Source organism: Ideonella alba, assembly GCF_018069845.1.
Classification (GTDB): Bacteria; Pseudomonadota; Gammaproteobacteria; order Burkholderiales; family Burkholderiaceae_C; genus Ideonella; species Ideonella alba.
Genome location: NZ_JAGQDD010000003.1, coordinates 107533 through 132169 on the forward strand (window position 1 = coordinate 107533; position 24637 = coordinate 132169).

Consider the following 24637-nt stretch of genomic DNA (forward strand, 5'->3'; position numbering starts at 1 on the left):
GCGATCAACATGCGACCGATTGAACCACAGCCCCGGCCGGGCTGCCGCGCAGGGCCTCGAGTGCCCGCTCGGTGACGGTCTGGGCCTGGCTGTCGCCCGGCGCCACCAGGGCACTGCCCACCCGCAGGTGCAGGCGCAGCGCCGGCAGCAGCGGCAGCAGGCGCATGGCTTCCACCGATTCCTGCAGCCGCCGCACCACCACGTCCAGATCGGTCGTGCTGAGCTGGCCGTCCAGCACCGCCACCAGCGCCCCATCGGCGCCACGCGCCAGCACATCGGTCTGGCGCAACTCATGGGAGACCACCGCGGCGGCGCGGCGCAGCACATCGTCGGCCACCGCGGGGCCGCTTTGCGCGCGCAGCGCCGGCAGCGGCTCGATCACCAGCGTCAGCACCGCAAAGCGCCGGTGCTCACGCGACCAGCGGCTCCAGGCCTGGGCCAGCGCGCGCGCCAGGCCCTGGTCGTTGACCAGGCCGGTCAGGCCGTCGATCTGCGCCTGGCTGCGCAGCCGGCCCAGCGTGCCCCGCAGCAGCAGCGAGGCCAGCAGCGCGTTCAGCAGCGTCAGCACCGCCGTGCTCAGCAGGCCCAGCGCCAGCGTGGACGCGTCGCCCAGGTGGGCCTCCATCGGCCAGTCCAGCCACAGGCCGCCCACCGCCCGCGCCAGCATCAGGGCCGCCAGACCGCTGGCCAGGGCCCAGATGGCCCGGCCGGCCGCCGGGCCCAGGCTGGTCGACACCGGCCGCAGGCAGGCCAGCGACAAGCGCCCCACCATCCAGGCCATCACCAGCAGCAGCACCGCGCCGCGCCAGGGGGCGGACTCGGCGTCCAGCCCCAGCACCGCGATGGCGCCCAGCGCCATGGCCACCAGCGGCAGCGGCGAGGCCATCGGTGGCAGGCGCAGCGCCTGCTGGGTGCCGCGCCACAGCAGCAGCATCGCCCCCAGCACCAGCATGTCGGCCAGCGCGTGGGTCAGCCAGTAGGGCAGTGGCCCGCGCCCGGCGATCAGCAGCAACGCCAGCGCCAGCACGGCGTCGAAACGGGCCAGCTCACGCAGCGCCAGGCGCCGGCCCGTGGCATTGCCCGCGGCCACCTGCCACACCGCCGCGAACAGCAGCAGCTGCAGCGCCGTGACCAGCCACACGACCTGGGCGCCGCTCATTCGCGCCCCGCCTCCGGCAGCGCGCCGTGACCGGCCCGCAGGCCTTCGGCCAGCGCCGCCAGCTCATCGGCCGCGCCGGCCCCGCGGCGCAGCGTGACCAGCAGCTGCGCCGTCTCGCGCGCCTGGGTGCGCAGCAGCTGCGCAATGCGCCGCGTGGCCCCGGCCAGGTCGGCCAGCTGGCCGGGCACCGGGCTGTCCTCGTCGCCGATCAGCAGGCCTTCAATGTGGTGGGCATCCTGGGCGTGGCGTTCCTGCAGGCGATCGAAGGCCTGCGCGACGTCTTTCAACAGCGCATCCAGCAGTGCCTCTCGTTCGGACAAGCCCGGCCCCGGGTCCCAGCCCGCCCGGCGCAAGGCACGCGTATAGCGGCCCGGCCCTGCGGGGTGTCCCTCTGCGTCGCCGGCACCTGGGCCGGACAACGACTCCCAGGACATGCCAACCCCTCCATGGATGAAACATGATGTTACCGGGACCGACGGGGAAGCTGCACTGGGGTGATGCGGCGGGGGCACGCGGAGTGCGCAGGAGTTCACAGTCCGGCCGCCCGCTCCGCGCCGGCCACCCCAGGGTTCCCCCGGCCACAGCCCACCGCGACGACCGCCCCCGCCAGACGCCAACGCGGGCTACGATCAAGCGTGTCGCCTCTGCCAGTGCCACACCGGGCCTGCCCACGCCATGACCGCCCCGACCCGATGGACCTGGATGCGCCGGGCGGCCGCCCTGCTGCTGGGCAGCGCCCTGCTGGGCTGCGGCCACCGGCCCCCCACGCCGCCCACGGCAGAAGTGGACCTGCGGCACATCGACGACACAGTGCGCCAGGCCATGGCCGCCACCGGCGCCCGCGGCCTGGCGCTGGCGGTGGTGGACCGCGGCCAGGTGGTGTTCACCCAGGCCTATGGCGTGCGCAACGCCCACGGCGCGCCGCTGCAGACCGACACGGTGATGTACGGCGCGTCGCTGACCAAGGCCGTCTTCGGCCACCTGGTGATGCAGCTGGTCGACGAAGGCCGGCTGGACCTGGACGTGCCGCTGGCGCGCTACCTGCCCCAGCCCTTGCCCAGCTATGCCTCGCCCGACGTGGTGCGGCGCTACTCCGCGTTCGCCGGGCTGGCCCAGGACGAGCGCTGGCGCCGGCTCACCGCCCGCATGCTGCTCACCCACAGCGGCGGCTTTGCCAACTTCTATTTTCTGGAGCCCGACCAGCAACTGCGCATCCACTTCGACCCCGGCAGCCGCTACGCCTACTCGGGCGACGGGCTGATCCTGCTGCAGTTCGTGCTGGAGCGCGGCCTGGGGCTGGACGTGGGCGCCGAGATGCAGCGCCGCCTGTTCGCACCCCACGGCCTGACCCGCACCAGCATGACCTGGCGCCCCGACTTCCGACCCAACCTGGCCGACGGGTTCACGCAGGACGGCCAGTCCCAAGCCCACGACGAACGCAGCCGCGTGCGCGCCTCAGGCTCGATGGACACCAGCATCGCCGACATGGGGCGTCTGGTCGCCAGCTACATCCGCGGCGACGGCCTGAGCCCGGCAGCGCGTGCCGAACTGGTCCGGCCATAACTGCCCATCACCACCCGCAGCCAGTTTCCGTCACTGCAACCCACACTGGATCCACCCCCATTCCGCCACCTGGCCGCCGGCCTGGGCGTCATCACCTTCAACGGCCCGCAGGGGCCCGGCTTCTTCAAGGGCGGGCACAACGACAGCACCGCCAACATCTGGGTGTGTCTGGAGACGGGCCGGCGCTGTGTGGTCATCCTGGCCAACGACGTGCGGGCCGAACCGGCGTTTCCGGCGCTCGTCCAGGCCGTCCTGGGCGACACCGGGTTGCCGTGGGCGTGGGAGTATGGGGAGATGGTGTTCTGGGCGGCGGGGCGGTGAGGGCCGGGGGGGGGGTGATCAATTGCTTTTGGTTGGCGGCTTCAGACTGGTTGCTGGCCCTCGCCGTGGCTCCATCGATTGACCGCTTTGTCCTAGAGCGGTAATTCAAACCGCAAGTTTGTGCAGCCGTGGAGCAGACAATAGAAGCTCACCGTGATGGGCCTTGAGAACTTCAGCGGACCAAACCAGAGGAAGTCATGAATAAGCCTAGGGAAGAGATCCAGATTCTTGAAGAACTTGAAGCGTTAGCTGCATCACCAGGATTTGCTCACGCGGTCGCAAAACTCTGTTTCCGTGACAACGTCATTCACATCCAGGGAGAGCTGAAGCCGTCGGACATGGATTTGCTCTTCAGCAGAGAGCGCCTCATTCGCACGGAGCTGTCGACGGTCATCGGTTTGATGGCAAAGAAGCCACTTGACGTCGCTCTACAGCGGCCCGAGGTGATACAGGGCTACGTCAAGCGCACCGATGCCTTGATGAAAGAGCTGCATAACGCCATGTCGTACCCCACGTTCTCGGCGCTGTTTGATGCAGCCACGTCTGGCGATGCCATGCCGAACCCTTGGCTCGGCCCCGGAATGCGTGAACCCATCTTCTATGGCACCGAATCGGCCTACGCGTTTCAATACCGCGACTTGGTGCCTGAAAAGTACGGTGCCGATGACGAATGGATGCTAAAGAACAAGGGCTTTACCAGCGGTCAGGCCCGAACCGTCGCAAAGACCTTTTGCATCCTGATGGACCTGAAGTTGACAAGGCTGCTCGTGGAGTCACGGGCAGCCAAGGTACCCCCAGCAACGTGGCTACCCGCGTTTGAGTTCTCCCAAGAAGAAGTGACTTTCCATAGTGGCGTCGCCAAGGAGGTGGTGGATGCCTTCTTCCGCGCGTTCACTTACTCAGGGGACAACGCCGGGTTCAAAGAGGCCGGTGACTTCAATGAGGTTGCCGCTTGGCCGCTGCTTCCAACCGGTCGCGGAACTGTGCTCTTGTTCTCGCACTACGCCGTACTAGAAGCTCTGTATGAATCCCCGTTCTTCTGGATGTGGGAAGACAAGGCCTACCGATCGATAGCCGCTAAGCATCGTGGGGCCTTTACTGAGCAGTTCGCGGCGCGACGTTTGTCTGGAGTCTTTGGGCGCCATCATGTCCACACGAATGTAAATCTGTTTCGTGGCAAGGATGTCGTGGGAGAGGCGGATGTTCTGGTCATCTATGGAGACCGGCTCATCATCGTGCAGGCGAAAGCGAAGAAGCTCACGGTCGCCGCCCGCAAGGGGAACGATAAGCAACTAAAAGCCGACTTCGCCGCGGCTATCCAAGACTCGTACGACCAGGGATGGTTGTGCGCGAACGAGATGCTGTCGGGCGGATGTCGGTTGGTCAATGACGGAGGAAATGAGGTCGCATTGCCGGAGAGCGTCAAGGAGGTATTCCTGGTTAGCCTCGTGTCGGACCATTACCCAGCGTTGGCGTTTCAGGTCAAGCAGTCGCTGAAGTTCGCGACTACCGATGTCATCCGACCACCCTTTGTGATGGATGTGTTCCTACTGGACACGCTGACGGAGATGTTGGCGAGCCCGCTGAGATTGCTTAGCTATATCAAGTTGCGCGTCGACGTCACCGACAAGCTGATGAGTGGGCACGAGTTGACCGTACTTGGCTACCACCTGCAGCAGAACCTATGGCTCGATGAGGAGCACGACCTCGTTATGCTCGATGACTCGATTGCTCGTGATTTGGACGCAGCAATGATGGTTCGACGGGACAACCAGCCGGGCTTCGACACCCCGACCGGTATCCTTACGCAGATGCGCGGAACCCTCTATGAGGGCCTCATCAGCCAGATTGAAGCTCGGGCCGACCCTGCAACCCTTGAGCTTGGCTTCCACTTGCTGTCAATGGCCGAGGACTCTTGCAGAGACGTCCATTCGCTGCTCGAGACAATCACCCGAAAAACACAGACTGATGGTAGGCGACATGACGTCACGCTAGCGTCCAGCACGGACCCATCTGGCGTCACCTTCCACTGCAATCCGAAGCCTTCGGTCGAAGCTGTCGCCACCCTAGAGAATCACTGTGTGAAACGGAAATACGCGCTGCGGGCACCTCGGTGGTTCGGTATCTCTATCAGCCCAGCTGGCGACGTCCAATTCGGTGTCACGCTAGACTTTCCATGGGAAGCATCAGATGAGATGGAGCGGTTGACGGCCGGCATGAAGGCACCGCTGCAGGTACGTGATGCCTTGCCTAAGTTCGTGCGGGATGCGCGACGTATGAAGCTCGGACGGAATGACCCATGCCACTGCGGCAGTGGAATTAAGTACAAGAAGTGCTGCATGCCTTAATTGATCCCGACGCAGCGTGCAGAACTGAAAGCGGACTCGGGAAGAGGCCCGCTCCTTGAGCATCAGCCGTCTTTCAGCGATCGACTTTCACTGTCCGCTCCCGCTGCACACCCGCCCTCCCCCTCACGCGACAATCCCCGCTCAGCCCTCCCCCCCCGCGGCATGAGCAAATCCCTCTACACCCTCCTCGGCGTCCCGCCCGACGCTACCGCCGACACGATCCGCCAGGCCTACGAGCAGCAGGCGGCGGCGGCGCAGGACGAGGTGCGCCGGGTGGCGGTGAAGGAGGCCTGGCTGACGCTGGGGCACCCGGGTCGGCGGGCGGCGTATGACGCGCGGCAGCGCGAGCAGCGCCACCGCGAGATGCAGCGCCACACCGGCGCGGGCGCGGTGGAGGGCGCTGACCGGGCGGCGTCGCCGCTGACCTGGCTGCTGCTGGGCGGGTTGATCGCGGTGGCCGCGATGGCGGGCTGGCGCTACTGGCAGGGCCGCACGGCGGCGCGGGCGTCTGCCGCGGCGGCTGCTGCTGCAGCGCCGCTGGAGGGGCCGACCGCCGCGGCACCCGCGGCCGCTGCGCTGCCGCCACCGGCCGCCGCGGCGCCGGGGCCGGCGCTCAGCCCGGAGGCGCTGTTCGCGCGCGCCTCGGCCAGTGTGGTGCGCATCAATGCGCAGTCGGGCCAGGGCGGGGTGTCGGGCAGCGGCGTGGTGCTGGGGCCGGGCGCGGTGGTCACCAACTGCCATGTGGCGCGCGGCGGGGCGCGGCTGCGGGTGCTGCAGGGGGCGCAGGGCTTTGAGGCGTCGGTGGAGCTGGCCGATGAAACGCATGACCTGTGCCGGCTGTCGGTGCCGGGGCTGGACGCGCCGGCGGCGCCCATCGGCCGGGTGGCCAGCCTGCGGGTGGGGCAGAAGGTCTATGCGATCGGCTCGCCGCGCGGGCTGGACCTGACGCTCAGCGACGGCCTGGTGTCCTCGCTGCGCGAAACGCCCGAGGGCACGCTGATCCAGACCAGCGCGCCCATCTCGCCGGGCTCCAGCGGCGGCGGGCTGTTCACCGAGGATGGCCTGCTGGTGGGCATCGTCACCTTCCAGGTGCGTGACGGCCAGAACCTGAACTTCGCGGTGCCGGTGGACTGGGTGCTGCGCATGAGCCCCACCGACCGCAGCCGCGGCTCGGCGCTGCCGCCGATGCGCTCGGCCGGACCATCGACTGATACCGTGCCGCCCCGCATCACCGGCACCGACAGTCCGCTGGTGGGCCGCTGGGAGTGCTTCGGGCCGCTCACCGGGCGCGGGATCACGCTGGTGTTCGGCGCCGACGGGCGCCTGGGCGGGCAGATGGAGGGCCGCGCGATCAACGGCCGCTACCAGCTGCGCGACAGCCAGCTGCTGCTGGCCGATGGCAGCGGCACCGAGCGCTACGCGGTGGAATCGCTGGGCGCCACCCGCCTGGTGCTCAACGCCGGCCAGGGCCGGCGGCTGGCCTGCTCGCGCTGAAGCGGTGAGCAGTTGTTGCGGCGCGACCGGCTGGCGGCGGGCCGCTTAAGCCGCTGCACGCATGGCCGATGACCACCTGAAGCGGCCTGCCGCGGGTGTCTACCTTCGGTAACAGGCTGCCAGGCGGGCGCGGCTAGCGTCGCACCCGCCCAGCGTGGGCGCCTGCCAGCCTGGGCGGGGGCCTGCGTGGGTCGATGGATCTGCTGCCGTACCCGCCGATGTCCTCTCCCACCCGCCTGACCCTGAACGAGCTGCGCCGCCTGCCGGCCATGTGCCGCGGCGCCTACCCGCCACGGCACCCGCGCGCGCTGGCGCACCACTGGCTGTGGGCCAAGACCGTGCTGTCGCTGGACGCGCACCTGGACATGCAGCGCCAGCTGCGCGCGCTGGGCCTGGGGCGGCTGCTGCGCGAGCAGCCGCAGACGCTGCGCAAGCTGCACGACACCTACCCCTTCCAGGGCCTGGGCCCCGAGGCGCGCCGGCGCTGGCTGCTGGGCCATCTGCAGGCCGCGCGCACGCTGTTCGGCCCGCAGCTCTCGCGCCGCCTGGCGCGCGGCGAGCCGCTGCTGGCCTGCCGCATCAACCTGCCCGACGGCCAGGGCCAGATGCGTGCGCTGCTGGGCGCGGCGCGCCAGCAGCACCTGCGAGAGGGCGACCTGACCCTGGCGCTGTACGACCCCTTCGGCACCAAGCTGTATGCGCTGACCTTCTCGCTGCAGCCCTGCGAGCATGGCGTGGAGGTGGTGATCGGCGCGCTGCAGGGCCAGATGCCGCTGCCGCTGACCCGCCACATCACCAAGCTGACCGAAGGCCTGCGCCCGCCCGCGCTGCTGCTGTACCTGCTGCAGTGCCTGGCCGAGGCGGTGGGCGCGCGCCGCCTGCGCGCCTGCGGCCGCGAGCGCCACATCCACCACGGCAGCGAGCGCAGCGAGCAGGTGCACTTCGACTACGACGCCTTCTGGCGCGACTACGGCGGCCAGCCCGACGGCCAGGGCTTCTACGAGCTGCCGGTGGCCGCGCCGCGCCGCGAGGTGGCCGAGATCCCCAGCCACAAGCGCGCCCAGTACCGCCGCCGCTACCAGTTCATGGACGAGATGCGCCAGGAGCTGCACGGCTGCCTGGCCGAGCACGGCGCGCCGCTGGACCGCGCGGCTTGAGCGGCCTGCGCGGCTGAGCCCGCCGGGGCCTGTCGCCGCACGGACAGACGCGCCACAGCGCGCTGGCTACACTGGCCGGATGTCGCTGGAGTACCCGTTCACCATCCCTGAGCGCGGCCTGGGCACCGAGGTCGCGCCCGGCGTGCACTGGGTGCGCCTGCCGCTGCCCTACGCGCTGGACCACATCAACATCTACGCGCTGGACGATGGCGACGGCTGGGCCGTGGTCGACACCGGCAGCCGCACCGATGATGTGGCCGCCACCTGGCGCGCGCTGTTCGCCCACCAGCCCGACCAGCGGCCGATGACCCGCGTCTTCGTCACCCACATGCACCCCGACCACGTGGGCATGGCGGGCTGGCTGTCGCGCAAGTTCAGCGTGCCGCTGTACATGACGCGGCTGGAGTACCTGATGTGCCGCGTGGTGATGGCCGACACCGGCCGCGAAGCCCCGCCCGCCGCGCTCACCTACTACCGCCGCGCCGGCTGGAGCGACGCCGCGATCGAAAGCTACCAGGCCCGCTTCGGCAACTTCGGCCAGCACATCCACGCCCTGCCCGACAGCTTCCTGCGCCTGCAGGACGGCCAGTCGCTGCGCATCGGCGCGCATGACTGGCAGGTGATCACCGGCGCCGGCCACTCGCCCGAGCACGCCTGCCTGTACTGCCCGGCGCTGAAGCTGCTGGTGTCGGGCGACCAGGTGCTGCCGCGCATCTCGTCGAACGTGTCGGTCTACCCGATGGAGCCCAACGCCGACCCGATGAGCGACTGGCTGGCCTCGATCGACAAGCTGCGCCGCGCGGTGCCCGACGACGTGCTGGTGCTGCCCTCGCACAACGAGCCCTTCCGCGGCCTGCACCAGCGCCTGGACGCGCTGGCCGACGGCCAGGCCGAGGCGCTCAACCGCCTGCGCCTGTGGCTGGTCCAGCCCCGCCGCGTGGTGGACACCTTCCCCGCGCTGTTCTCGCGCGAGATCACCGAGGCCAAGGCCGCGCTGCTGGGCATGGCCACCGGCGAGGCCCAGGCCTGCCTGAACCACCTGATGGGTCTGGGCGACGCGGTCTGCGAACTCGACGAGCACGGCGTGGCCTGGTACCGCCGGGCCTGACACGCTGAGCCGGCGCCGCCGGCCGTTACACTCCCGTTACACATCAACCAGTCAGGGAGTGACTCCAATGATCGTTTCGCGCTGCGCGGCATTCGCGCTGGCCAGTGCTGCCTGTGTCCTGACCGCCTGTGGCGGCGGTGGCGGCGGCGGCAGCAACGTCGATGACCTCGTGCTCAGCTTCAGCTACACCCCCAGCGTGGCGAACCTGTGGGGGACGGTCAGCGATGCGCCCAACATCGGCGGCCTGCAAGGCCACACGCCCACCTGCGCGGTGTCGGCCGGCCGTTTGCCGCAGGGGGTGAACCTCAACAGCAGCACCTGCGTCATCTCGGGCAGCCCCACCGAGACGGGCAACTTCGACGCCACGATCCGCCTGACCGTCAGCGGCTACAGCGGCTTCGTCGAGACCTCGTATGGCTTTGGCGTGGTCGGCATGTCACCCGTCTACCAGTGGGAAGTGGATGCGAACCGGGCCCGGTGGGCCTACAGCTTCAGTGACCGGCCCACGATCGACCGGTACTCGCCCCGGCCCGGCGACACGGTGACCTACGAGCTGCTCGGCGGCCTGCCCGCCGGCCTGAGCATGGACACCACCACCGGTGTCGTCCAGGGTGTGCCCGAAGCGAGCGGCAGCTTCCAGCCCCAGATCCGCATCACCATCACCCGCGATGGGCGGACCTACCAGTCCACCGCGGCGCGGCAGCCCTTGAAGGTGGAGGCGCCCGTGCTGGACATCGCCTACGAGCCCACCACGCTGGTGGCGGGCACCAGCTACGACATCGGCCTGCTGCAGGCCAACTCCCTGCTGGGCAGCGACTACACCGACTACAGCTTCCGGCTGCACGCCCAGCCGGGTTGCCCGGCGGCAGTCCCGGCCGGCTGGGCCTTCGACACTGCCACCGGCCGGATCAGCGGCACCGCCACCGCCGGCCTGAACCAGTGCGTGGGCAGCCAGCTGGTGGTGCGCCACAACGGGTTGGTCAAGACCTACGACCTGACGCTGCTGCTCAAGGTCTGAGCACGGGCCGCCTTGGCCGATCAGTCCAGCGTGCGCCGGTAGCGCGCCAGTGCCACCGCGCCGGCCACGCCGGCGAACAGCAGCATCGGCCACAGCTCGGGCCACAGCGGCGCAAAGCCGCTGCCCTTGAGCAGCACGCCGCGCACGATGCGCAGGAAGTGCGTCAGCGGCAGCACCTCGCCGATCACCTGGGCCCAGTCCGGCATGCCGCGGAAGGGGAACATGAAGCCCGACAGCAGCATCGACGGCAGGAAGAAGAAAAAGGTCAGCTGCAGTGCCTGCAGCTGGTTCTTCGCCAGCGTGCTGAAGGTGAAACCCACCGCCAGGTTGGCCAGCATGAACACGCCGATCAGCGCCAGCAGCAGCGCCAGGCTGCCCTCCATCGGCACCGCAAACAGCAGCCGCGCGGCCAGCAGGATCACGCCCAGCTGCACATAGCCGATGGCCACATAGGGCAGGATCTTGCCCAGCATCACCTCCAGCGGCGTCACCGGCGTGGCCAGCAGGTTCTCCATCGTGCCGCGCTCGCGCTCGCGGGTCATGGCCAGCGCGGTGAGCATGACCATGGTCATCGTCAGGATGGTGCCCACCAGGCCCGGCACGATGTTCACGCGCGACAGGCCCTCGGGGTTGTAGCGGCGGTGCACGCGCAGCTCGAAGGGCGGTGGTCCACCGGCGCGCACGGCCAGCGCGCCCTGCAGTTCGCGGCGCAGCACATCGGGCGCCAGCGCGCCCAGCGCGGCGATGGCGTTGGCGGCGGCGGACGGATCGGTGGCGTCCACGTCCACCAGCACGGCGGGGCGCTCGCCGCGCACCACGGCGCGGGTGAAGTCCGGCGGCACCACCACCAGGAACTGCGCGCGGCCGTCGGCGATCAGCGCGCTGCCCTCGGCCTCGGACAGCGGCGAGGCCACCAGCTTGAAGTAGCCGGTGTGCTGCAGCGAGGCCAGCAGGCTGCGGCCCAGCGGCCCGCGGTCCTGGCAGACCACCGCGGTGGGCAGGCCCTTGGGGTCGGTGTTGATCGCGTAGCCGAACAGCACCAGCTGCAGCACCGGGATGCCCACCGCCATCGCGAAGGTGGGCTTGTCGCGCAGCATCTGCTGCAGCTCCTTCAGGAACACCGCCCACAGCCGGGCCAGGCTGAAGCCGGTGCTCATGCGAAGTTGTCCTTGGCCCGCGCCACCAGGCGCACGAAGGCGTCTTCCAGGTCGGTGGCGCCCGCGGTGGCCAGCACCTCGGCCGCACTACCCTGGGCCAGCACCTGGCCGTAGGCGATGTAGACCAGCTCGTCGCAGCGCGCGGCCTCGTCCATGTAGTGGGTGCTGACCAGCACTGTCATGCCCTCATGCGCCAGGCGGTGGATCTCGTCCCAGAACTCGCGCCGCGCCTTGGGGTCGACGCCGGCGGTGGGCTCGTCGAGCAGCAGCAGGCGCGGGCGGTGCAGCAGCGCGGCGGCCAGCGCCAGGCGCTGCTTCCAGCCGCCCGAGAGCGTGCCGGCCAGCTGCTGCTGGCGGCTGACCAGGCCCAGCCGCTCCAGCGCCGCGTCCACCTGCACGCGGCGCTGTGGCAGCTCGAACAGGCGGGCGACGAAGTCCAGGTTCTCGCGGATCGACAGGTCGTCGTACAGGCCGAAGCGCTGCGTCATGTAGCCCACCTGGCGCTTGATCGCGGCAGCCTCGCGGCGCATGTCCAGGCCCAGGCAGCTGCCCTCGCCTTCATCGGGCGTGAGCAGGCCGCAGAGCATGCGGATGGTGGTGGTCTTGCCGCTGCCATTGGGGCCCAGGAAGCCGCACACGCGGCCGCGCGCCAGGCGCAGCGAGACGTGGTCCACCACCGCGCGGCCGCCGTAGCGCTTGACCAGGCCGCGCACGTCGATCGCCAGCCCGGCACGGCTGTCGATCGCCGGCGCTGCGGCGGTGTCGCTCACCGCGTCACCTCGATCGGCTGGCCCGGCGGCAGGCGTGCGGCATCGGATGCGCTGGTGGCGCGCGCCTCGACCATGAACACCAGGCGCTGGCGCTGGCCGTTGGAGTAGATGACCGGTGGCGTGTATTCCGGCGCGGTGGCGATGCGGCTGATGGAGGCGGCGATGGCCGCGCCACAGCCGTCACAGCGCAACTGCACCGCCTGGCCCGGGGCCAGTGCGCCGCGCTCGGTCTCGGCCACCCAGAAGCGCGCCACGCGGGCGCTGGGCGCCAGCAGCGACAGCACCGGCTGGCCGGCGGCCACGTACTCGCCGGCGCGGTAGTAGGTCTCGGCCACCAGGCCGGCCACCGGTGCGCGCTGCGCCGCCTGGCCCTCGCGCCAGCGCACCTGGGCCAGCGCGGCGGACGCGGCGTCGGCACTGGCGCGCGCAGCCGCCTGTTCCTCGCCCCGCGCCGGCAGCCGCGCCACGCGCAGCGCGGCTTCCAACTCGGCCACCCGATCGCGCGCCTGGCGCTCTGCGGCGCGGGCGTCGTCCACCCGCTGCGGCGAGACAAAGCCCTCGCGCTGCAGCGCCTGCTGGCGCTGCCACTCGGCGGCGGCGCGCTCGGCGGCGCTGCGCGCCTGCGCCAGCTGGGCCTGGGTGACGGCGATCTCGTCAGCGCGGCGGCCGCTGGTGGTGTTGGCGGCCTGGGCCTGGGCGGCGCGGCGGCGGGCCTCGGCTTCGGCGGCGGCATCGGCGGCGGGCTGGGCGTCCAGGCGGAACAGCGGCGCGCCGGCGGCCACGTTCTGGCCGGCCTGCACATCCAGCGCCTGCAGCGTGCCGGCCACTGGCGCGGCCACATGCACGTACTCGCCCTCGACATAGCCGGCCCAGCCGCTGGCGGGGCGTTCGCTGCAGGCGACCAGGGCGGCGGCCAACGCACACATCGCTGTGGCGATCCTCATCATGTGCTCCTCAGACCAGACGCTGATGATGGCCCAGGCCCGCGCCCGCGGCCACCCCGCCGATCAAGCCGAAGGCTGCTAGACTCCGGGCATCAGCGCCGATTTGTTCCGGATTGCGGGCGCTCTACAAATGCTGCTAAAGAGGGACCCCGGCGCACCCGGTGTCCGTTTCTGAAGCGGCACCGGGTTTGTTGTTTTCTGGGGGACCGAAGCCATGGCTTCCGTCGGATACGTTTCGCCGCAGCGCATGCACTTTGCCGATGCGCTGCCGCTGCGCAGCGGCGCCACGCTGCGCGACTACACGCTGGTCTACGAGACCTACGGCACGCTCAACGCCGACAAGAGCAATGCGGTGCTGGTGTGCCATGCACTCAACGCCTCGCACCACGTGGCCGGCGAGTACGCCGACACGCCGCGCAGCGAGGGCTGGTGGGACAACCTGGTGGGCCCCGGCAAGCCGCTGGACACCGACCGCTTCTTCGTCATCGGCGTCAACAACCCGGGCTCGTGCTTCGGCTCGACCGGCCCGATGCACCTGAACCCCGACACCGGCAAGCCCTACGGCGCCGACTTCCCGGTGGTGACGGTGGAGGACTGGGTGGACGCGCAGGCGCTGCTGATCGAGCGCCTGGGCATCACCCAGCTGGCCGCGGTGCTGGGCGGCAGCCTGGGCGGCATGCAGGCCCTGGCCTGGACGCTGCGCTACCCCGAACGCCTGCGCCACTGCGTGGCGGTGGCCACCGCGCCCAACCTGAGCGCGCAGAACATCGCCTTCAACGAGGTGGCGCGCCGGGCCATCGTCACCGACCCCGATTTCCACAGCGGCCACTTCTACGAGCACGGCGTGGTGCCCAAGCGCGGCCTGCGCGTGGCGCGCATGATCGGCCACATCACCTACCTCAGCGACGACTCGATGGAGGAGAAGTTCGGCCGCGCGCTGCGCAGCGCCGAGCTGGGCTACAGCACCCAGGACATCGAGTTCCAGATCGAGAGCTACCTGCGCCACCAGGGCGAGAAGTTCAGCGAGTACTTCGACGCCAACACCTACCTGCTGATCACCCGCGCGCTGGACTACTTCGACCCGGCGGCCGCGCATGGCGGCAACCTGAGCAAGGCCTTTGCCGCGGCGCGGCAGAACAGGTTCCTGGTGGTGAGCTTCACCACCGACTGGCGCTTCTCGGCGGCGCGCTCGCGCGAGATCGTCAAGGCGCTGGTGGACAACCGCATAGCCGCCAGCTATGCCGAGATCGCCGCCCCGCACGGCCACGACGCCTTCCTGCTGGAAGACCCGCGCTACCACGGCGTGATGCGCGCCTACTTCGCGCGGATCGCGACCGAAGGAGGCTTCTGAGATGAGCACGGAGCACAAGAACCTGCAGGTCATCGCGCAACTGGTGCCCGAGGGCAGCCGTGTGCTGGACCTGGGCTGCGGCACCGGCGAGCTGCTGGCCTACCTGCAGCAGCACCGCGGCTGCAGCGGCTACGGCGTGGAGCTGGACGACGCCAACCTGCTGGCCTGCGCCCAGCGCGGCGTCAACGTCATCCAGCTGAACCTGGAAGAAGGCCTGCAGCTGTTCGAGGACCGCAGCTTCGATGTGGTGCTGCAGCTGGAAACCCTGCAGCACCTGCGCAATGCCGAGCACATGCTGCGCGAGACCGCGCGCGTGGGCCGCATGGGCATTGTCAGCTTCCCCAATTTCGCCCACTGGCCCAACCGCCTGGCCGTGCTGCGCGGCCGCATGCCGGTCACCAAGGCCCTGCCCTACGAGTGGTACGACACGCCCAACATCCGCGTGGGCACCTACGCCGACTTCGAGGTGCTGGCGCGCAAGAACGGCCTGGACATCCTGGACAGCTTCGGCCTGCAATCGGGCGAGGTGGTGCGCCAGTGGCCGAACCTGATGGCCAGCGTGGCGGTCTTCAAGTTCGAGCGCTGATCACGATCGACCTGCTGACGCGGGCGCTGGCCAGCGCACGGCCGCTCCGAAGCGGCCAGCGCACCCCCTCGGGGGGTGGCCTGCGGTAACCCGCAGGACGGGGGCTCCATCCTTCGCGCTGGCCAGCGCACGGCCGCTCCGAAGCGGCCAGCGCACCCCCCTCGGGGGGTGGCCTCTGGTACTCCGGAGGCCGGGGGCTCCATCCTCGGCGCTGGCCAGCGCACGGCCGCTCCGAAGCGGCCAGCGCACCCCCTCGGGGGGTGGCCTCTGGTACTCCGGAGTCCGGGGGCTCCATCCTCGGCGCTGGCCAGCGCACGGCCGTTCCGAAGCGGCCAGCGCACCCCCTCGGGGGGTGGCCTCCGGTACTCCGGAGGCCGGGGGCTTCAATACGGCATCTCGAAGCGCTGGTCCTTCCAGCGCAGCCGGGCGCTGCGGGGACCGATGCGCTCGAGCAGCAGGCCGGGCACCACGCTGTCGCCCTCGCGCATCAGCTGGTCGTTGATGACCAGCACGCTGCCGCCGGGGCTGTCGGAGACCATGGCGCCGCCCAGCTTCAGCGTGGGCAACTCGGCGCGGGTGGCGCCGGGCAGGTCCTGGTAGCGCAGCACCGGCCGGCTGGGTGGGGGCGGCGCCGATTCCTCGGACATCTTCAGGCCGGCGCCCGCGCGGGGCTCGGGCGGCTTGGCCGCGGGCGCTGCGCTCAGCACCGGCGAGGGCAACGCCGGCACGGGCGCAGTGGTGGGCGCGGGGGCGGGGGCGGTGGTGGGCGCGGCAGGCGGCGGGGTCACCGCCACCGTGGGTGCGACCGGCGCCGTCGAGGGCACAGGCGCGGTAGCGCCCTGCGCCAGCGTGACCGGCGGCGGCTCGGTGGCGGCCCCCGGCGCCGGGGCCGGGGGGCGCTGGCTGGTGCGCAGCCACCAGGCCACGGCGGTCAGCAGCAGCACGCTGAGCACCGCGATCAGCACCCAGGGCGGGCGGCGTTCGCCTGCCGCGGCAGGCTCGTCCACCGCGGCGCTCACCGGGGTGGGCAGATCGACCTGGTCGTGCAGGCCGGGCACGGCGCCGCGGCTGCGTTCGCGCTCGGCGTCGGCGCGGCGGAGGGCATCGAGGATGATGGACATCGGAGGCTCCTCGTGGCTCAGCGTGGCGCGGCATCGGGGCGCCGCAGCCGGGGTTCGGCCACGCCGGTGACCCGGTTCAGCAGCATGAAGGTGGCCGGGCCGGCGACACCGTCGTCGACCAGGCCCTGGGCGCGCTGGAAGGCCTGCAGGCGCGCCAGCAGCGCGGCATCCAGCGTGGCGCCGGGCTCCGGCAGCGGCTGGCCGGCCCAGCGCGCCAGGCCCTGCGCCAGCGCGTCCACCGCCGGGCCCGAGCGGCCGGCGGTGAGCGCGCCGCTGTAGCCATCCGGCGGCCGCCACAGCGTGGCGAAGACGCCGCGCCAATCGCGCGCCAGGCGCTCCAGCGGCACGGCCTGCAGCCGGCCGTCGCGCGACAGCAGTGCCACGCGCTCGTCCAGGCCGACCAGCAGCAGCGGCCGCTCCTGGCCCTGGGGGTCGCGCCACAGCAGCCAGCCCGGGCGGTCCAGCGGGCGCACCTGGTTCCAGGGCAGGTTGGCGCGCAGGCACAGCAGGCGCGTGTTGCGCTGCAGGTCGGCGCAGGGGTCAGCCTCGCCCAGTTGCACGTTCCAGGCGGCGGCCAGCTGGCGCCAGGCGCTGCGCTCGTCGGGCAGGGCAAAGGCCTCGGGGCTGGCGTCGGCGATGGAGGCCGCCGGTGACACCGCCACCGGTACCGCGGCCACCGGGGCCGACGCCCGCGCCAACGGGGCCGCAGCAGCCACCGGCGCACTGCCCGCCAGCGCAGCGGCGCGCGGTGCGTCGCCCTGGTGGCCCAGCCACCAGCCGACGCTGCCGCCCAGCAGCACGGCCACGCCGACCGCCAGGCCCCACACCGCCCACTCGCTGCGTGAGCGGCGGCGCGAGCGTCGCCGGCGGCTGGCGCTGTCGGGTGCAGCGGGTGCGGCGCTGTCGAACACCTCGCGCCCGGCGCGCTCGACCAGCAGCGCATCGACCTTGGCCCGGCCGGCCGCGTAGGCGCCCAGCAGCGCGCGGTCGGCCAGCAGGTTGATCTTGCGCGGCACGCCGCCGCTGAGCGCATGCAGGCGCTGCACGGCGCGCACGTCGAAGGGCAGCTCGCCCTGCAGCCCGGCCACCGACAGCCGGTGCGCCAGGTAGCGCGCGGTGTCGGCCTCGTCCAGCGAGCCCAGGTGGTAGCGCGCGATCACCCGTTGCGCCAGCTGCTCCAGCTCGGGCCGCGCCACCATGCCGCGCAACTCGGGCTGGCCGATCAGGATGATCTGCAGCAGCTTGCGCTCGGCGGTCTCCAGGTTGGTCAGCAGGCGCAGCTGTTCCAGCACGTCGGCCGAGAGGTTCTGGGCCTCGTCGATGATCAGCACGCTGTGGCCACCCTCGGCATGCACGCGCAGCAGGAAGGCGTTCAGCGCGTCGATGTGGTCCTTGATCGTCGGCGCCTCGTGGCCCGGTCCGGCCGGCACCGGCACGCCGAACTCGCCGCAGATGGTCTGCAGCAGCTCCACCGCGTCGAGCTTGGGGTTGAACACATAGGCCACGTGGGTGTGCGCTGGCACCTGCTCCAGGAAGGCCCGGCACAGCGTGGTCTTGCCGGCGCCGATCTCGCCGGACAGCAGCACGAAGCCGCCGCCGCCCTCCAGGCCATAGAGCAGGTGGGCCAGGGCCTCGCGGTGGCGTTCGCTGAGGAACAGGTAGCGCGGATCGGGGGCGATCGTGAACGGCGCCTGCCTGAGCCCGAAGAAGCTCTCATACATGGCCGGGAGGATACCCCGCCCCCGCCCAGCCGCCGATGAACGCCGCCCCGGCCTGACATTTCCGGGCATCGGTCGGGCGCAGCTTACCTAGACTGCCCCTGATCCGCCCACCCCGCCCAGGCCCGCCCATGTCCGCTCAAGCCGCCCGCCGCTTCTTCCCGTTCAACCTGGTGCTGCCCAACATGCCGGGCGTGGCCGCGCAGCTGGTGAAGAGCTTCAACGACGACCGCGTCGGCCTGGGCGAGCTGGCCGAGCTGATCGGCCAGGACCCTGCCCTGTCGGCCAAGGTGCTGCGCCTGGCCAACTCGGCGCGCTACAGCCCGCTGCGCAGCGTCAGCAGCCTGCGCGAGGCCGCCGCGTCACTGGGCATGACGATGCTGCGCAACCTCTCGCTGGCCACCAGCCTGAGCGGCGCCTTTCCGCGCGCCGCGGGCCTGGACCCCGACCGTTTCTGGCGCCACGCGATGACCAGCGCCCAGCATGCCGTGCTGCTCAGCCGCGGCGCGCTGCTGGACGCCGACACCGCCTACCTGGGCGGCCTGATGCTGCGCACCGGCCAGTTGCTGATGGCGCAGATCGACAAGGCCGGCGTGGCCGAGGTGGAGCAGTCGCTGGCCACGCCCGGCGGCCGCTTTGCCGCCGAACAGGCGCGCTGGCAGTGCAGCCACGCCGACGTCACCGCCGAGCTGGCCCGCCGCTGGCAGTTCCCCGACACCCTGGTGGCCGCCTTCCAGGCCAGCGCCACGCCGCTGCAGGCCCAGCCCTACACCGGCCTGGGCACGGTGCTGCACCTGGCCGAAGCCCTGGCCGACGCCGTCGAGTTGGGCCTCGCGCCCGAGGCCGCGCTGAGCCCGGCACTGACCGAGCTGCTGGCGCGGCTGCGCATCAAGCCCGAGTGGCTGATCGCTCAGCTGGCCGAGGCCGCGTCGCCCGACGAGGAGCTGGCGCTGATGCGCTGATCGCGCGCGGCCGCCTGCTCGATCACCACATCGCCCAGCGGCTCGGCCACGCAGGGCAGCACCCAGCCCTCGGCGCGTTCCTCGGCGCTCAGGCCGGGCCATTCCACGCGGTAGCTCACCGCCCCGGCACGCAGCCGGCACAGGCAGGCGCGGCAGGTGCCGTTGCGGCAGGAGCGCGGCAGCCACAGGCCCGCGGCCTGCGCCGCCTCCAGCAGCGACTGCCGTGGCGCCACGGGCAGTTCCCGGCCCAGGGGCTCGATGCGCAGACACGGCAGTGGGGGCGTCATGCCGCAATCGTAGACTGGCGGCTTCGCCCCGACGCCCTGCCGCCATGCCCCCGACCCCGCTGAACCCGAACGACCCCGACCTGGCCGGCGCCCGCCTGGCCGCCAGCGTGGTGGTGCTGCGCGACGGCGACAGCGGTCCCGAGGTGCTGATGCTGCGCCGTGCCGAGCGCGACGGCGACATCCGCAGCGGCGTCTGGGTCTTCCCCGGCGGCGTGCTGGATGCCACCGACGGCCTGCTGCACGAGCGCTGCGACGGCGAGGACGACGCCGCCCACAGCACCCGCCTGGGCCTGGCCCGCGGCGCGCTGGACTACGCGGTGGCCGCGGTGCGCGAGTGCTTCGAGGAGGTGGGCCTGCTGTTCGCCCACGGTTCGCTGCCGGCGGCCGTGGCCGAGCGCCACGCGATGCAAAGCGGCGAGGATTTCGTCGCCCTGTGCCAGCGCCACGACCTGCGCCTGGCCACCTCGGCCCTGGTCTATCACAGCCACTGGCTGACGCCGCCGGGCATTGCCAAGCGCTTTGACACCCGCTTCTATGTGGCGCGCCTGCCCGACGGCCAGCAGCCGCAGGCCGACAAGGGCGAGGCGCTGGAGATCGCCTGGCTGACGCCGGCGCAGGCGCTGGACAAGGAGCGCCGCCTGAAGCTGCTGCCGGTCACCCGCCGCACGCTGCAGGACCTGGGTCGATTCACCAGCGTGCAGGCCATCCTGGACGAGGCCGCCGCACGGGTGAACCCGCCACGCCACATGCCGCGTCTGGGCTGCAACGCCCAGGGCGTGCGCCCGGTGCTGCCGGATGAGTGGGCCTACGCCGAGATCGGCCGGCTGGACCCGCAGGGCCGCGGCGACATCTGGTTCGAGCTGCCGCCGCTGCGCGCGGTGGCGCTGTCCGAGCGCGTGATGCGCGTGACCTGCGGCAACGGCTCGGTGATGACCGGCCCGGGCACCAACACCTACCTGATCGGCGCACCCGGCGGGCCGCTGGCGGTGCTCGACCCCGGCCCCGATGATGCCGACACCGAGGCCCACCTGCAGGCCGTGCTGCAGGCCGCCGCCGGCCGGCCGATCACCCGCATCATCGTCACCCACACCCACAAGGACCATTCGCCCGCCGCGCAGCGCCTGCACGCCCTGACCGGCGCCCCGCTGGTGGGCCTGGCGGCGGTACACCCCGAGTGGCAGGACACGGTGTTCGCGCCCGACCACGCGCCGGCCGACGGCGAGCGGCTGGTGCTGGGCGAGGGCTGCACGCTGCGTGCGGTGCACACGCCCGGCCACGCCGCCAACCATGTCTGCTGGCTGCTCGAGGAGGAGAAGCTGCTGTTCACCGGCGACCACGTGATGCAGGGCTCCACCGTGGTCATCAACCCGCCCGACGGCGACATGGCCGCCTACCTGGGCGCGCTGGAGAAGCTGCTGGCCATCGATCTGGACTGGTTCGCCCCCGGCCACGGCTTCCTGATGGCGCGCCCGCACGACGAGCTGCGCAAGCTCATCGCCCACCGCCTGGCGCGCGAGGCCAAGGTGCTGGACGCGCTGCGCACGCTGGGCCCCTGCAGCGACGAGGCGCTGGTGCCCACGGTGTATGGCGATGTGCCCAGCGCGCGCCACGCGCTGGCGCTGCGCTCGCTGCGCGCCCACCTGGGCAAGCTGCTGGCCGAGGGGCGGGTGCGCGAGGACGCCGGGCAGCTGCGCCTGGGCTGATCAGTCCAGCTTCAGGCCCAGTTGGCGGATCACCGCGCCCCAGCGCGCGCTGTCGGACGCCACCACCTGGCGGAAGGCGGCGGCGCTGCCGCCCACCGGCGTCAGGCCCTGGGCATCCAGGGCGCTCTTGACCGCCGGATCAGCCAGCGTGGCGTTGACATCGGCATTGATCTTCGCCACCACCGCCTCGGGCGTGCCGGCGGCGACGAACAGGCCGTTCCAGGCCAGGCTCTCCACATTCTTCAGGCCGGCCGAGGCCAGCGTCGGCAGGTCCTTCAGACTGTCGGGGTGCTGGGTGCTGCTGACCGCCAGCAGCCGGGCCTTGTTGTTGCGCACATGGGCCATCAGCGCCGGGGCCACCATGAAGCAGGCGTCGGCCTCGCCCTGGGCCACCGCCAGCGCGGCCGGCGGCGAGCCGTTGAAGGGGATGTGCTGGGCCTTGGCGCCGATCTCGGCCAGGAACAGCTCCATCGTCAGGTGGGCCGAGCTGCCGTTGCCCAGCGACGAGTAGTTCATCGCGCCGTTCTTCGCCTTGGCCCAGGCGATGAACTCGGCCAGCGTCTTCACCGGCACATGCGCGCCCACCGCCAGCACATTGGGCTGCGAGGTGGTCATCACCACCGGCACCAGGTCCTTGGCGGCGTCGTAGGGCACCTTGGCGTACAGGTAGGGCGCGAAGGCGATCGGGCCGTTGAAGGACAGCGCGATCGTGTGGCCGTCGGGCGCCGCCTTGGCCGCCACGTCGGTGCCCAGCATGCCGCCGGCGCCGGGCTTGTTCTCGACCACCACGGCCTGGCCCCAGCGGTCCTTGAGCTTGTCGCCCAGCAGCCGGGCGATGATGTCCAGCGAGGAGCCGGCCGGCGCCGGCACGACGATGCGCACCGGCTTGGTGGGCCAGGCGGACTGGGCCTGGGCCAGCGGGACGCTGACGAGTGTGGCGGCCAGGGCAAGCAGGGTGCGGCGCAGCATCATGGGCATGAAAAAGGGGCCTTGGAAGGCCCCCATGGTAGCGGTGTGCCGCCAGGCGATCAGGGATAGAGACCGCGCTCGACGCGGGCCTGCAGGATGCGCTCGCAGGAGACCGTGAAGGTGGCGGTGCGCAGCGTGATGCGGTGCTGGTCGGCCACCTCCCAGATGCGCTTGAGCGCGCCCACCATGATCTTGTCCAGGCGCACGTTGATCTCGTCCTCGGTCCAGAAGAAGCTGGAGAAGTCCTGCACCCACTCGAAGTACGAGACCGTCACGCCACCGGCGTTGCAGATCACGTCGGGCACCACCAGGATGCCGCGGTCGGCCAGGATGTCGTCGGCGCTGGGCACGGTGGGGCCGTTGGCGCCCTCGAGCACCATCTTGGCCTTCACGCGGCGGGCGCGGTCGGCGGTGATCTGGCCTTCCAGCGCGGCGGGGATCAGGATGTCGCAGTCGACATCCCAGAACTCCTCGTTGCCTATCACCTCGGCGCCCTTGAAGCCGCCCACGCCGCCGGTGGCCTTGACGTGCGGCATCAGCTCGGCCAGGTCAAAGCCGTTGCCGTTGTAGATGGTGCCGGTGTGGTCCTGCGCCGCCACGATCTTGGCGCCGGCCTGGCCGAACAGCTCGGCCGCGGCCGAGCCCACATTGCCGAAGCCCTGCACCGCCACGCGGGCACCCTGCAGGTCGAGGTTGATGCGCCGGGCCGCCTCGCGGCCTGTGACGAACACGCCGCGGCCGGTGGCCTTGACGCGGCCCAGCGAGCCGCCCAGGTGGATCGGCTTGCCGGTGACCACGCCGGTGGCGGTGGCGCCGGTGTTCATCGAGTAGGTGTCCATCATCCACGCCATGATCTGGGCGTTGGTGTTGACGTCCGGCGCCGGGATGTCCTGCTGCGGGCCGATGATGATGCCGATCTCGCTGGTGTAGCGGCGGGTCACGCGCTCGAGCTCCTTCAGCGAGAGCTTCTTGGGATCGATGCGGATGCCGCCCTTGGCACCGCCGTAGGGCAGGTTGACCGCGGCGTTCTTGATGCTCATCCAGGCCGACAGCGCCATCACCTCTTCCAGCGTCACGTCCGGGTGGTAGCGCACCCCCCCCTTGCCCGGGCCGCGGCTGAGGTTGTGCTGCACGCGGTAGCCCTCGTAGTGGGCGATGGTGCCGTCGTCCAGTTCGATCGGGATGTCGACGATCAGCGCGCGCTTGGGGCGCTTCAAGGTGTCGATCCAGCGCGAGAGGTGGCCCAGGTAGGGCGCCACGCGGTCGACCTGCATCAGGTAGGTGCCCCAGGGGCTGTCGGGGGTCGGGTGGACGTAGGACAGGGGTTCGGTCATCGGTGTGTCTCCAGGGATGTTGGATCAGCCGTCACCGGCCTTGTGAGCCGGCCCGTTCGGCATGGGGGCGGACTGTAGGCGGGGTGGCGCCGAATTTGTCACCGAGCCTCATGCAACTTTTGCATAGTTGCTGTTCCGGCCGTTCATGCATGCAGGCCATGCATGACCAGCGCCAGACCTTGGCATGCGCGCGCCGGCCCCAGGCCGCGCCTACACTGCGCGCCATGAATGCTTCAACTTCCCTGGGACGCACCGCCTTCATCGGTGGCGGCAACATGGCCAGCGCGGTGCTGGGCGGCCTGCTGCGCGCGGGTGCGCCGGCCGATGCCTTCATCGTGGTGGAACCCTGGGCCGAGCAGGCGGCCCGGCTGCGTGAGCAGTTCGGACTGACGGTGCTGGACGCCGCTGGTGCGGCGCTGCAGGGCGTGGACACGGTGGTCTGGGCGGTCAAGCCGCAGCTCTTCGCCGAAGCCGCCGCGCCCTGCGCCGCGCACATCGGCGGCGCCTTGCAGATCAGCGTGATGGCCGGTATCCGCAGCGAGGCCATCGCCCGCGCCAGCGGCAGCGCGCAGGTGGTGCGCTGCATGCCCAACACGCCGGCGCTGATCGGCCAGGGCATGACCGGCCTGCATGCCAGTGCCGCGGTCAGCAGCGCACAGCGCCAGCGCGCCGAGGCCCTGCTGGCCCCGACCGGCCGCCTGCTGTGGGTGGACGCCGAGCGCGACCTGGACGCGGTGACCGCGCTGTCGGGCTCGGGCCCGGCCTACTTCTTCTACCTGATCGAGGCCATGGTGCAGGCCGGCACCGAGCTGGGCCTGAGCCCGGCCCAGGCCCGCCAGCTGGCCGAGGGCACCGCTGCCGGGGCGGCGGCGCTGTCGGCGCAATCGGTGGACAGCCCCGAGGTGCTGCGCCAGCGGGTGACCAGCAAGGGCGGCACCACGCACGCGGCGATCAGCACGATGGAGGCCGCCGGCATGAAGGCCACGGTGGTGGCCGCAGTGCACGCGGCGGCGCGGCGCGCGGCGGAGCTGGGCGACGAGTTCGGCCGCGCCTGACCGCGCCGGCGCGCGCGGTCAGATCGGCACCTGGGACAGTGTCTGCTGGTCCAGCGCCAGCGCCTCGTTGAGCTTGGCGGCGGTGTAGCCCACCAGCATCTGCGTGGGCATCAGGATCACTGGCAGGTCGGGCGAGCCCAGCAGCGCGTGCGACTGCCGCGCGGTGGCGCTCTTGCCCAGGTCCAGCACGTCGAACTGCACCTTCAGCTTGCGCAACTGGGCCATCGCGTCGTTGCAGAGGCGGCAGCCCGGCGCCACGAAAACGGCCAGCTCGCCCTGCCCCAGCGGCAGGTTGTCGGTGCGGCGGGTGATGGTGGGGGTGCGCGCCTCGTTCAGGCCCGGCAGACGGCTTTCGATCAGCTGGCGGCCCTGGCTGCGCAGCTTGTCCAGGAAGCCGCGGAAGCGCTGTTCCAGCGATTCGGCGCGGGCAGCACCGGCCAGACTGCCGAGCAGCAGGGCCAGGGTCCAGTGGCGGCGGTTGATGGACATGGGCTCCTCCTGGGTGGGTTGTC

Annotated in this window: 22 protein-coding genes and 1 pseudogene; 12 read left to right on the top strand and 11 right to left on the bottom strand. The window is 71.2% G+C overall.

All coding sequences use genetic code 11. From position 1 onward, the window contains the following. Window positions 1-4: 4 nt before the first annotated feature. Window positions 5-1159 (bottom strand): GGDEF domain-containing protein, encoded by a 1155-nt coding sequence (locus tag KAK03_RS06285; RefSeq protein ID WP_210852499.1) that lies wholly within the window; start codon window positions 1157-1159, stop codon window positions 5-7. Further along, complete coding sequence (locus KAK03_RS06290) at window positions 1156-1479, bottom strand: hypothetical protein (RefSeq protein WP_210852501.1); 324 nt, start codon at window positions 1477-1479, stop codon at window positions 1156-1158. The genes KAK03_RS06285 and KAK03_RS06290 overlap by 4 nt, the downstream gene beginning before the upstream one ends. A 355-nt stretch (window positions 1480-1834) precedes the next feature. On the opposite strand from KAK03_RS06290, the gene KAK03_RS06295 reads away from it, so the two are divergent. The 7 genes from KAK03_RS06295 to KAK03_RS06320 all read left to right on the top strand — a co-directional run bounded on the left by KAK03_RS06295 (window position 1835) and on the right by KAK03_RS06320 (window position 10168). Beyond that, the gene (locus KAK03_RS06295; protein WP_210852503.1) at window positions 1835-2722 is read left to right on the top strand and encodes a serine hydrolase domain-containing protein; all 888 of its coding nucleotides are present in this window, start codon (window positions 1835-1837) and stop codon (window positions 2720-2722) included. A gap of 189 nt (window positions 2723-2911) precedes the next feature. After that, window positions 2912-3043: a hypothetical protein gene (locus KAK03_RS25265; RefSeq protein ID WP_256441060.1), complete on the top strand. Its 132-nt coding sequence runs from the start codon at window positions 2912-2914 to the stop codon at window positions 3041-3043. 197 nt (window positions 3044-3240) lie between these two features. Continuing rightward, window positions 3241-5391, top strand: a complete 2151-nt coding sequence (locus tag KAK03_RS24870) for an SEC-C metal-binding domain-containing protein (protein WP_247660967.1) — start codon at window positions 3241-3243, stop codon at window positions 5389-5391. A gap of 162 nt (window positions 5392-5553) precedes the next feature. Further along, on the top strand, window positions 5554-6885 hold the full coding sequence (locus KAK03_RS06305) for a S1C family serine protease (protein WP_210852505.1): 1332 nt from the start codon (window positions 5554-5556) through the stop codon (window positions 6883-6885). A gap of 218 nt (window positions 6886-7103) precedes the next feature. Continuing rightward, on the top strand, window positions 7104-8042 hold the full coding sequence (locus KAK03_RS06310; RefSeq protein ID WP_210852507.1) for a DUF535 family protein: 939 nt from the start codon (window positions 7104-7106) through the stop codon (window positions 8040-8042). A 79-nt stretch (window positions 8043-8121) separates the two neighbouring features. Beyond that, window positions 8122-9150 carry an MBL fold metallo-hydrolase gene (locus tag KAK03_RS06315; protein ID WP_210852509.1) on the top strand — a complete coding sequence of 343 codons (1029 nt, stop codon included), beginning with the start codon at window positions 8122-8124 and terminating at the stop codon, window positions 9148-9150. 67 nt (window positions 9151-9217) lie between these two features. Then, window positions 9218-10168 (top strand): Ig domain-containing protein, encoded by a 951-nt coding sequence (locus KAK03_RS06320; protein ID WP_210852511.1) that lies wholly within the window; start codon window positions 9218-9220, stop codon window positions 10166-10168. Between the two features lie 20 nt (window positions 10169-10188). On the opposite strand, the gene KAK03_RS06325 is transcribed toward KAK03_RS06320, so the two are convergent. From KAK03_RS06325 to KAK03_RS06335, 3 genes and pseudogenes are all read right to left on the bottom strand, one after another. After that, entirely contained in the window at window positions 10189-11325 is a 1137-nt protein-coding gene (locus tag KAK03_RS06325) for an ABC transporter permease (protein WP_210852513.1), read from the bottom strand. A gap of 65 nt (window positions 11326-11390) precedes the next feature. Beyond that, a pseudogene (locus KAK03_RS06330) lies at window positions 11391-12095 on the bottom strand (ABC transporter ATP-binding protein); the annotation flags it as partial. Then, window positions 12092-13039, bottom strand: coding sequence for an HlyD family secretion protein (locus tag KAK03_RS06335; protein ID WP_210852515.1), 948 nt, complete (start codon window positions 13037-13039; stop codon window positions 12092-12094). The pseudogene KAK03_RS06330 and the gene KAK03_RS06335, both read right to left, overlap by 4 nt. Window positions 13040-13253: 214 nt before the next feature. Here KAK03_RS06335 and metX point away from each other — a divergent pair, with 214 nt between their 5' ends. Next, the gene (gene metX / locus KAK03_RS06340) at window positions 13254-14390 is read left to right on the top strand and encodes a homoserine O-succinyltransferase MetX (RefSeq protein WP_210852517.1); all 1137 of its coding nucleotides are present in this window, start codon (window positions 13254-13256) and stop codon (window positions 14388-14390) included. A 1-nt stretch (window position 14391) separates the two neighbouring features. After that, window positions 14392-14976, top strand: coding sequence for a methionine biosynthesis protein MetW (gene metW / locus KAK03_RS06345; protein ID WP_210852519.1), 585 nt, complete (start codon window positions 14392-14394; stop codon window positions 14974-14976). A 383-nt stretch (window positions 14977-15359) separates the two neighbouring features. On the opposite strand, the gene KAK03_RS06350 is transcribed toward metW, so the two are convergent. Continuing rightward, window positions 15360-16097, bottom strand: coding sequence for a general secretion pathway protein GspB (locus KAK03_RS06350; RefSeq protein ID WP_210852521.1), 738 nt, complete (start codon window positions 16095-16097; stop codon window positions 15360-15362). A gap of 17 nt (window positions 16098-16114) precedes the next feature. Further along, on the bottom strand, window positions 16115-17818 hold the full coding sequence (locus KAK03_RS06355; protein ID WP_210852523.1) for an ExeA family protein: 1704 nt from the start codon (window positions 17816-17818) through the stop codon (window positions 16115-16117). A 128-nt stretch (window positions 17819-17946) separates the two neighbouring features. Here KAK03_RS06355 and KAK03_RS06360 point away from each other — a divergent pair, with 128 nt between their 5' ends. Then, window positions 17947-18777, top strand: a complete 831-nt coding sequence (locus KAK03_RS06360; RefSeq protein WP_210852525.1) for an HDOD domain-containing protein — start codon at window positions 17947-17949, stop codon at window positions 18775-18777. Here KAK03_RS06360 and KAK03_RS06365 read toward each other — a convergent pair. After that, window positions 18726-19064 (bottom strand): 2Fe-2S iron-sulfur cluster-binding protein, encoded by a 339-nt coding sequence (locus tag KAK03_RS06365; RefSeq protein WP_210852526.1) that lies wholly within the window; start codon window positions 19062-19064, stop codon window positions 18726-18728. The genes KAK03_RS06360 and KAK03_RS06365 overlap by 52 nt on opposite strands. 44 nt (window positions 19065-19108) lie before the next feature. Here KAK03_RS06365 and KAK03_RS06370 point away from each other — a divergent pair, with 44 nt between their 5' ends. Next, complete coding sequence (locus tag KAK03_RS06370; protein WP_210852529.1) at window positions 19109-20767, top strand: MBL fold metallo-hydrolase; 1659 nt, start codon at window positions 19109-19111, stop codon at window positions 20765-20767. Here KAK03_RS06370 and KAK03_RS06375 read toward each other — a convergent pair whose 3' ends face one another. Beyond that, a complete protein-coding gene (locus KAK03_RS06375; protein WP_210852531.1) occupies window positions 20768-21736 on the bottom strand; it encodes a Bug family tripartite tricarboxylate transporter substrate binding protein in 969 nt (322 codons plus the stop codon). A gap of 59 nt (window positions 21737-21795) precedes the next feature. Continuing rightward, window positions 21796-23070, bottom strand: a complete 1275-nt coding sequence (locus KAK03_RS06380; protein ID WP_210852532.1) for a Glu/Leu/Phe/Val family dehydrogenase — start codon at window positions 23068-23070, stop codon at window positions 21796-21798. Window positions 23071-23294: 224 nt separating this feature from the next. On the opposite strand from KAK03_RS06380, the gene proC reads away from it, so the two are divergent. Then, on the top strand, window positions 23295-24125 hold the full coding sequence (gene proC, locus KAK03_RS06385; protein ID WP_210852534.1) for a pyrroline-5-carboxylate reductase: 831 nt from the start codon (window positions 23295-23297) through the stop codon (window positions 24123-24125). 18 nt (window positions 24126-24143) lie between these two features. Here the strand turns inward: proC and KAK03_RS06390 are convergent, their stop codons facing one another. Beyond that, window positions 24144-24614 carry a glutaredoxin family protein gene (locus KAK03_RS06390; protein ID WP_210852536.1) on the bottom strand — a complete coding sequence of 157 codons (471 nt, stop codon included), beginning with the start codon at window positions 24612-24614 and terminating at the stop codon, window positions 24144-24146. Window positions 24615-24637 lie beyond the last annotated feature (23 nt).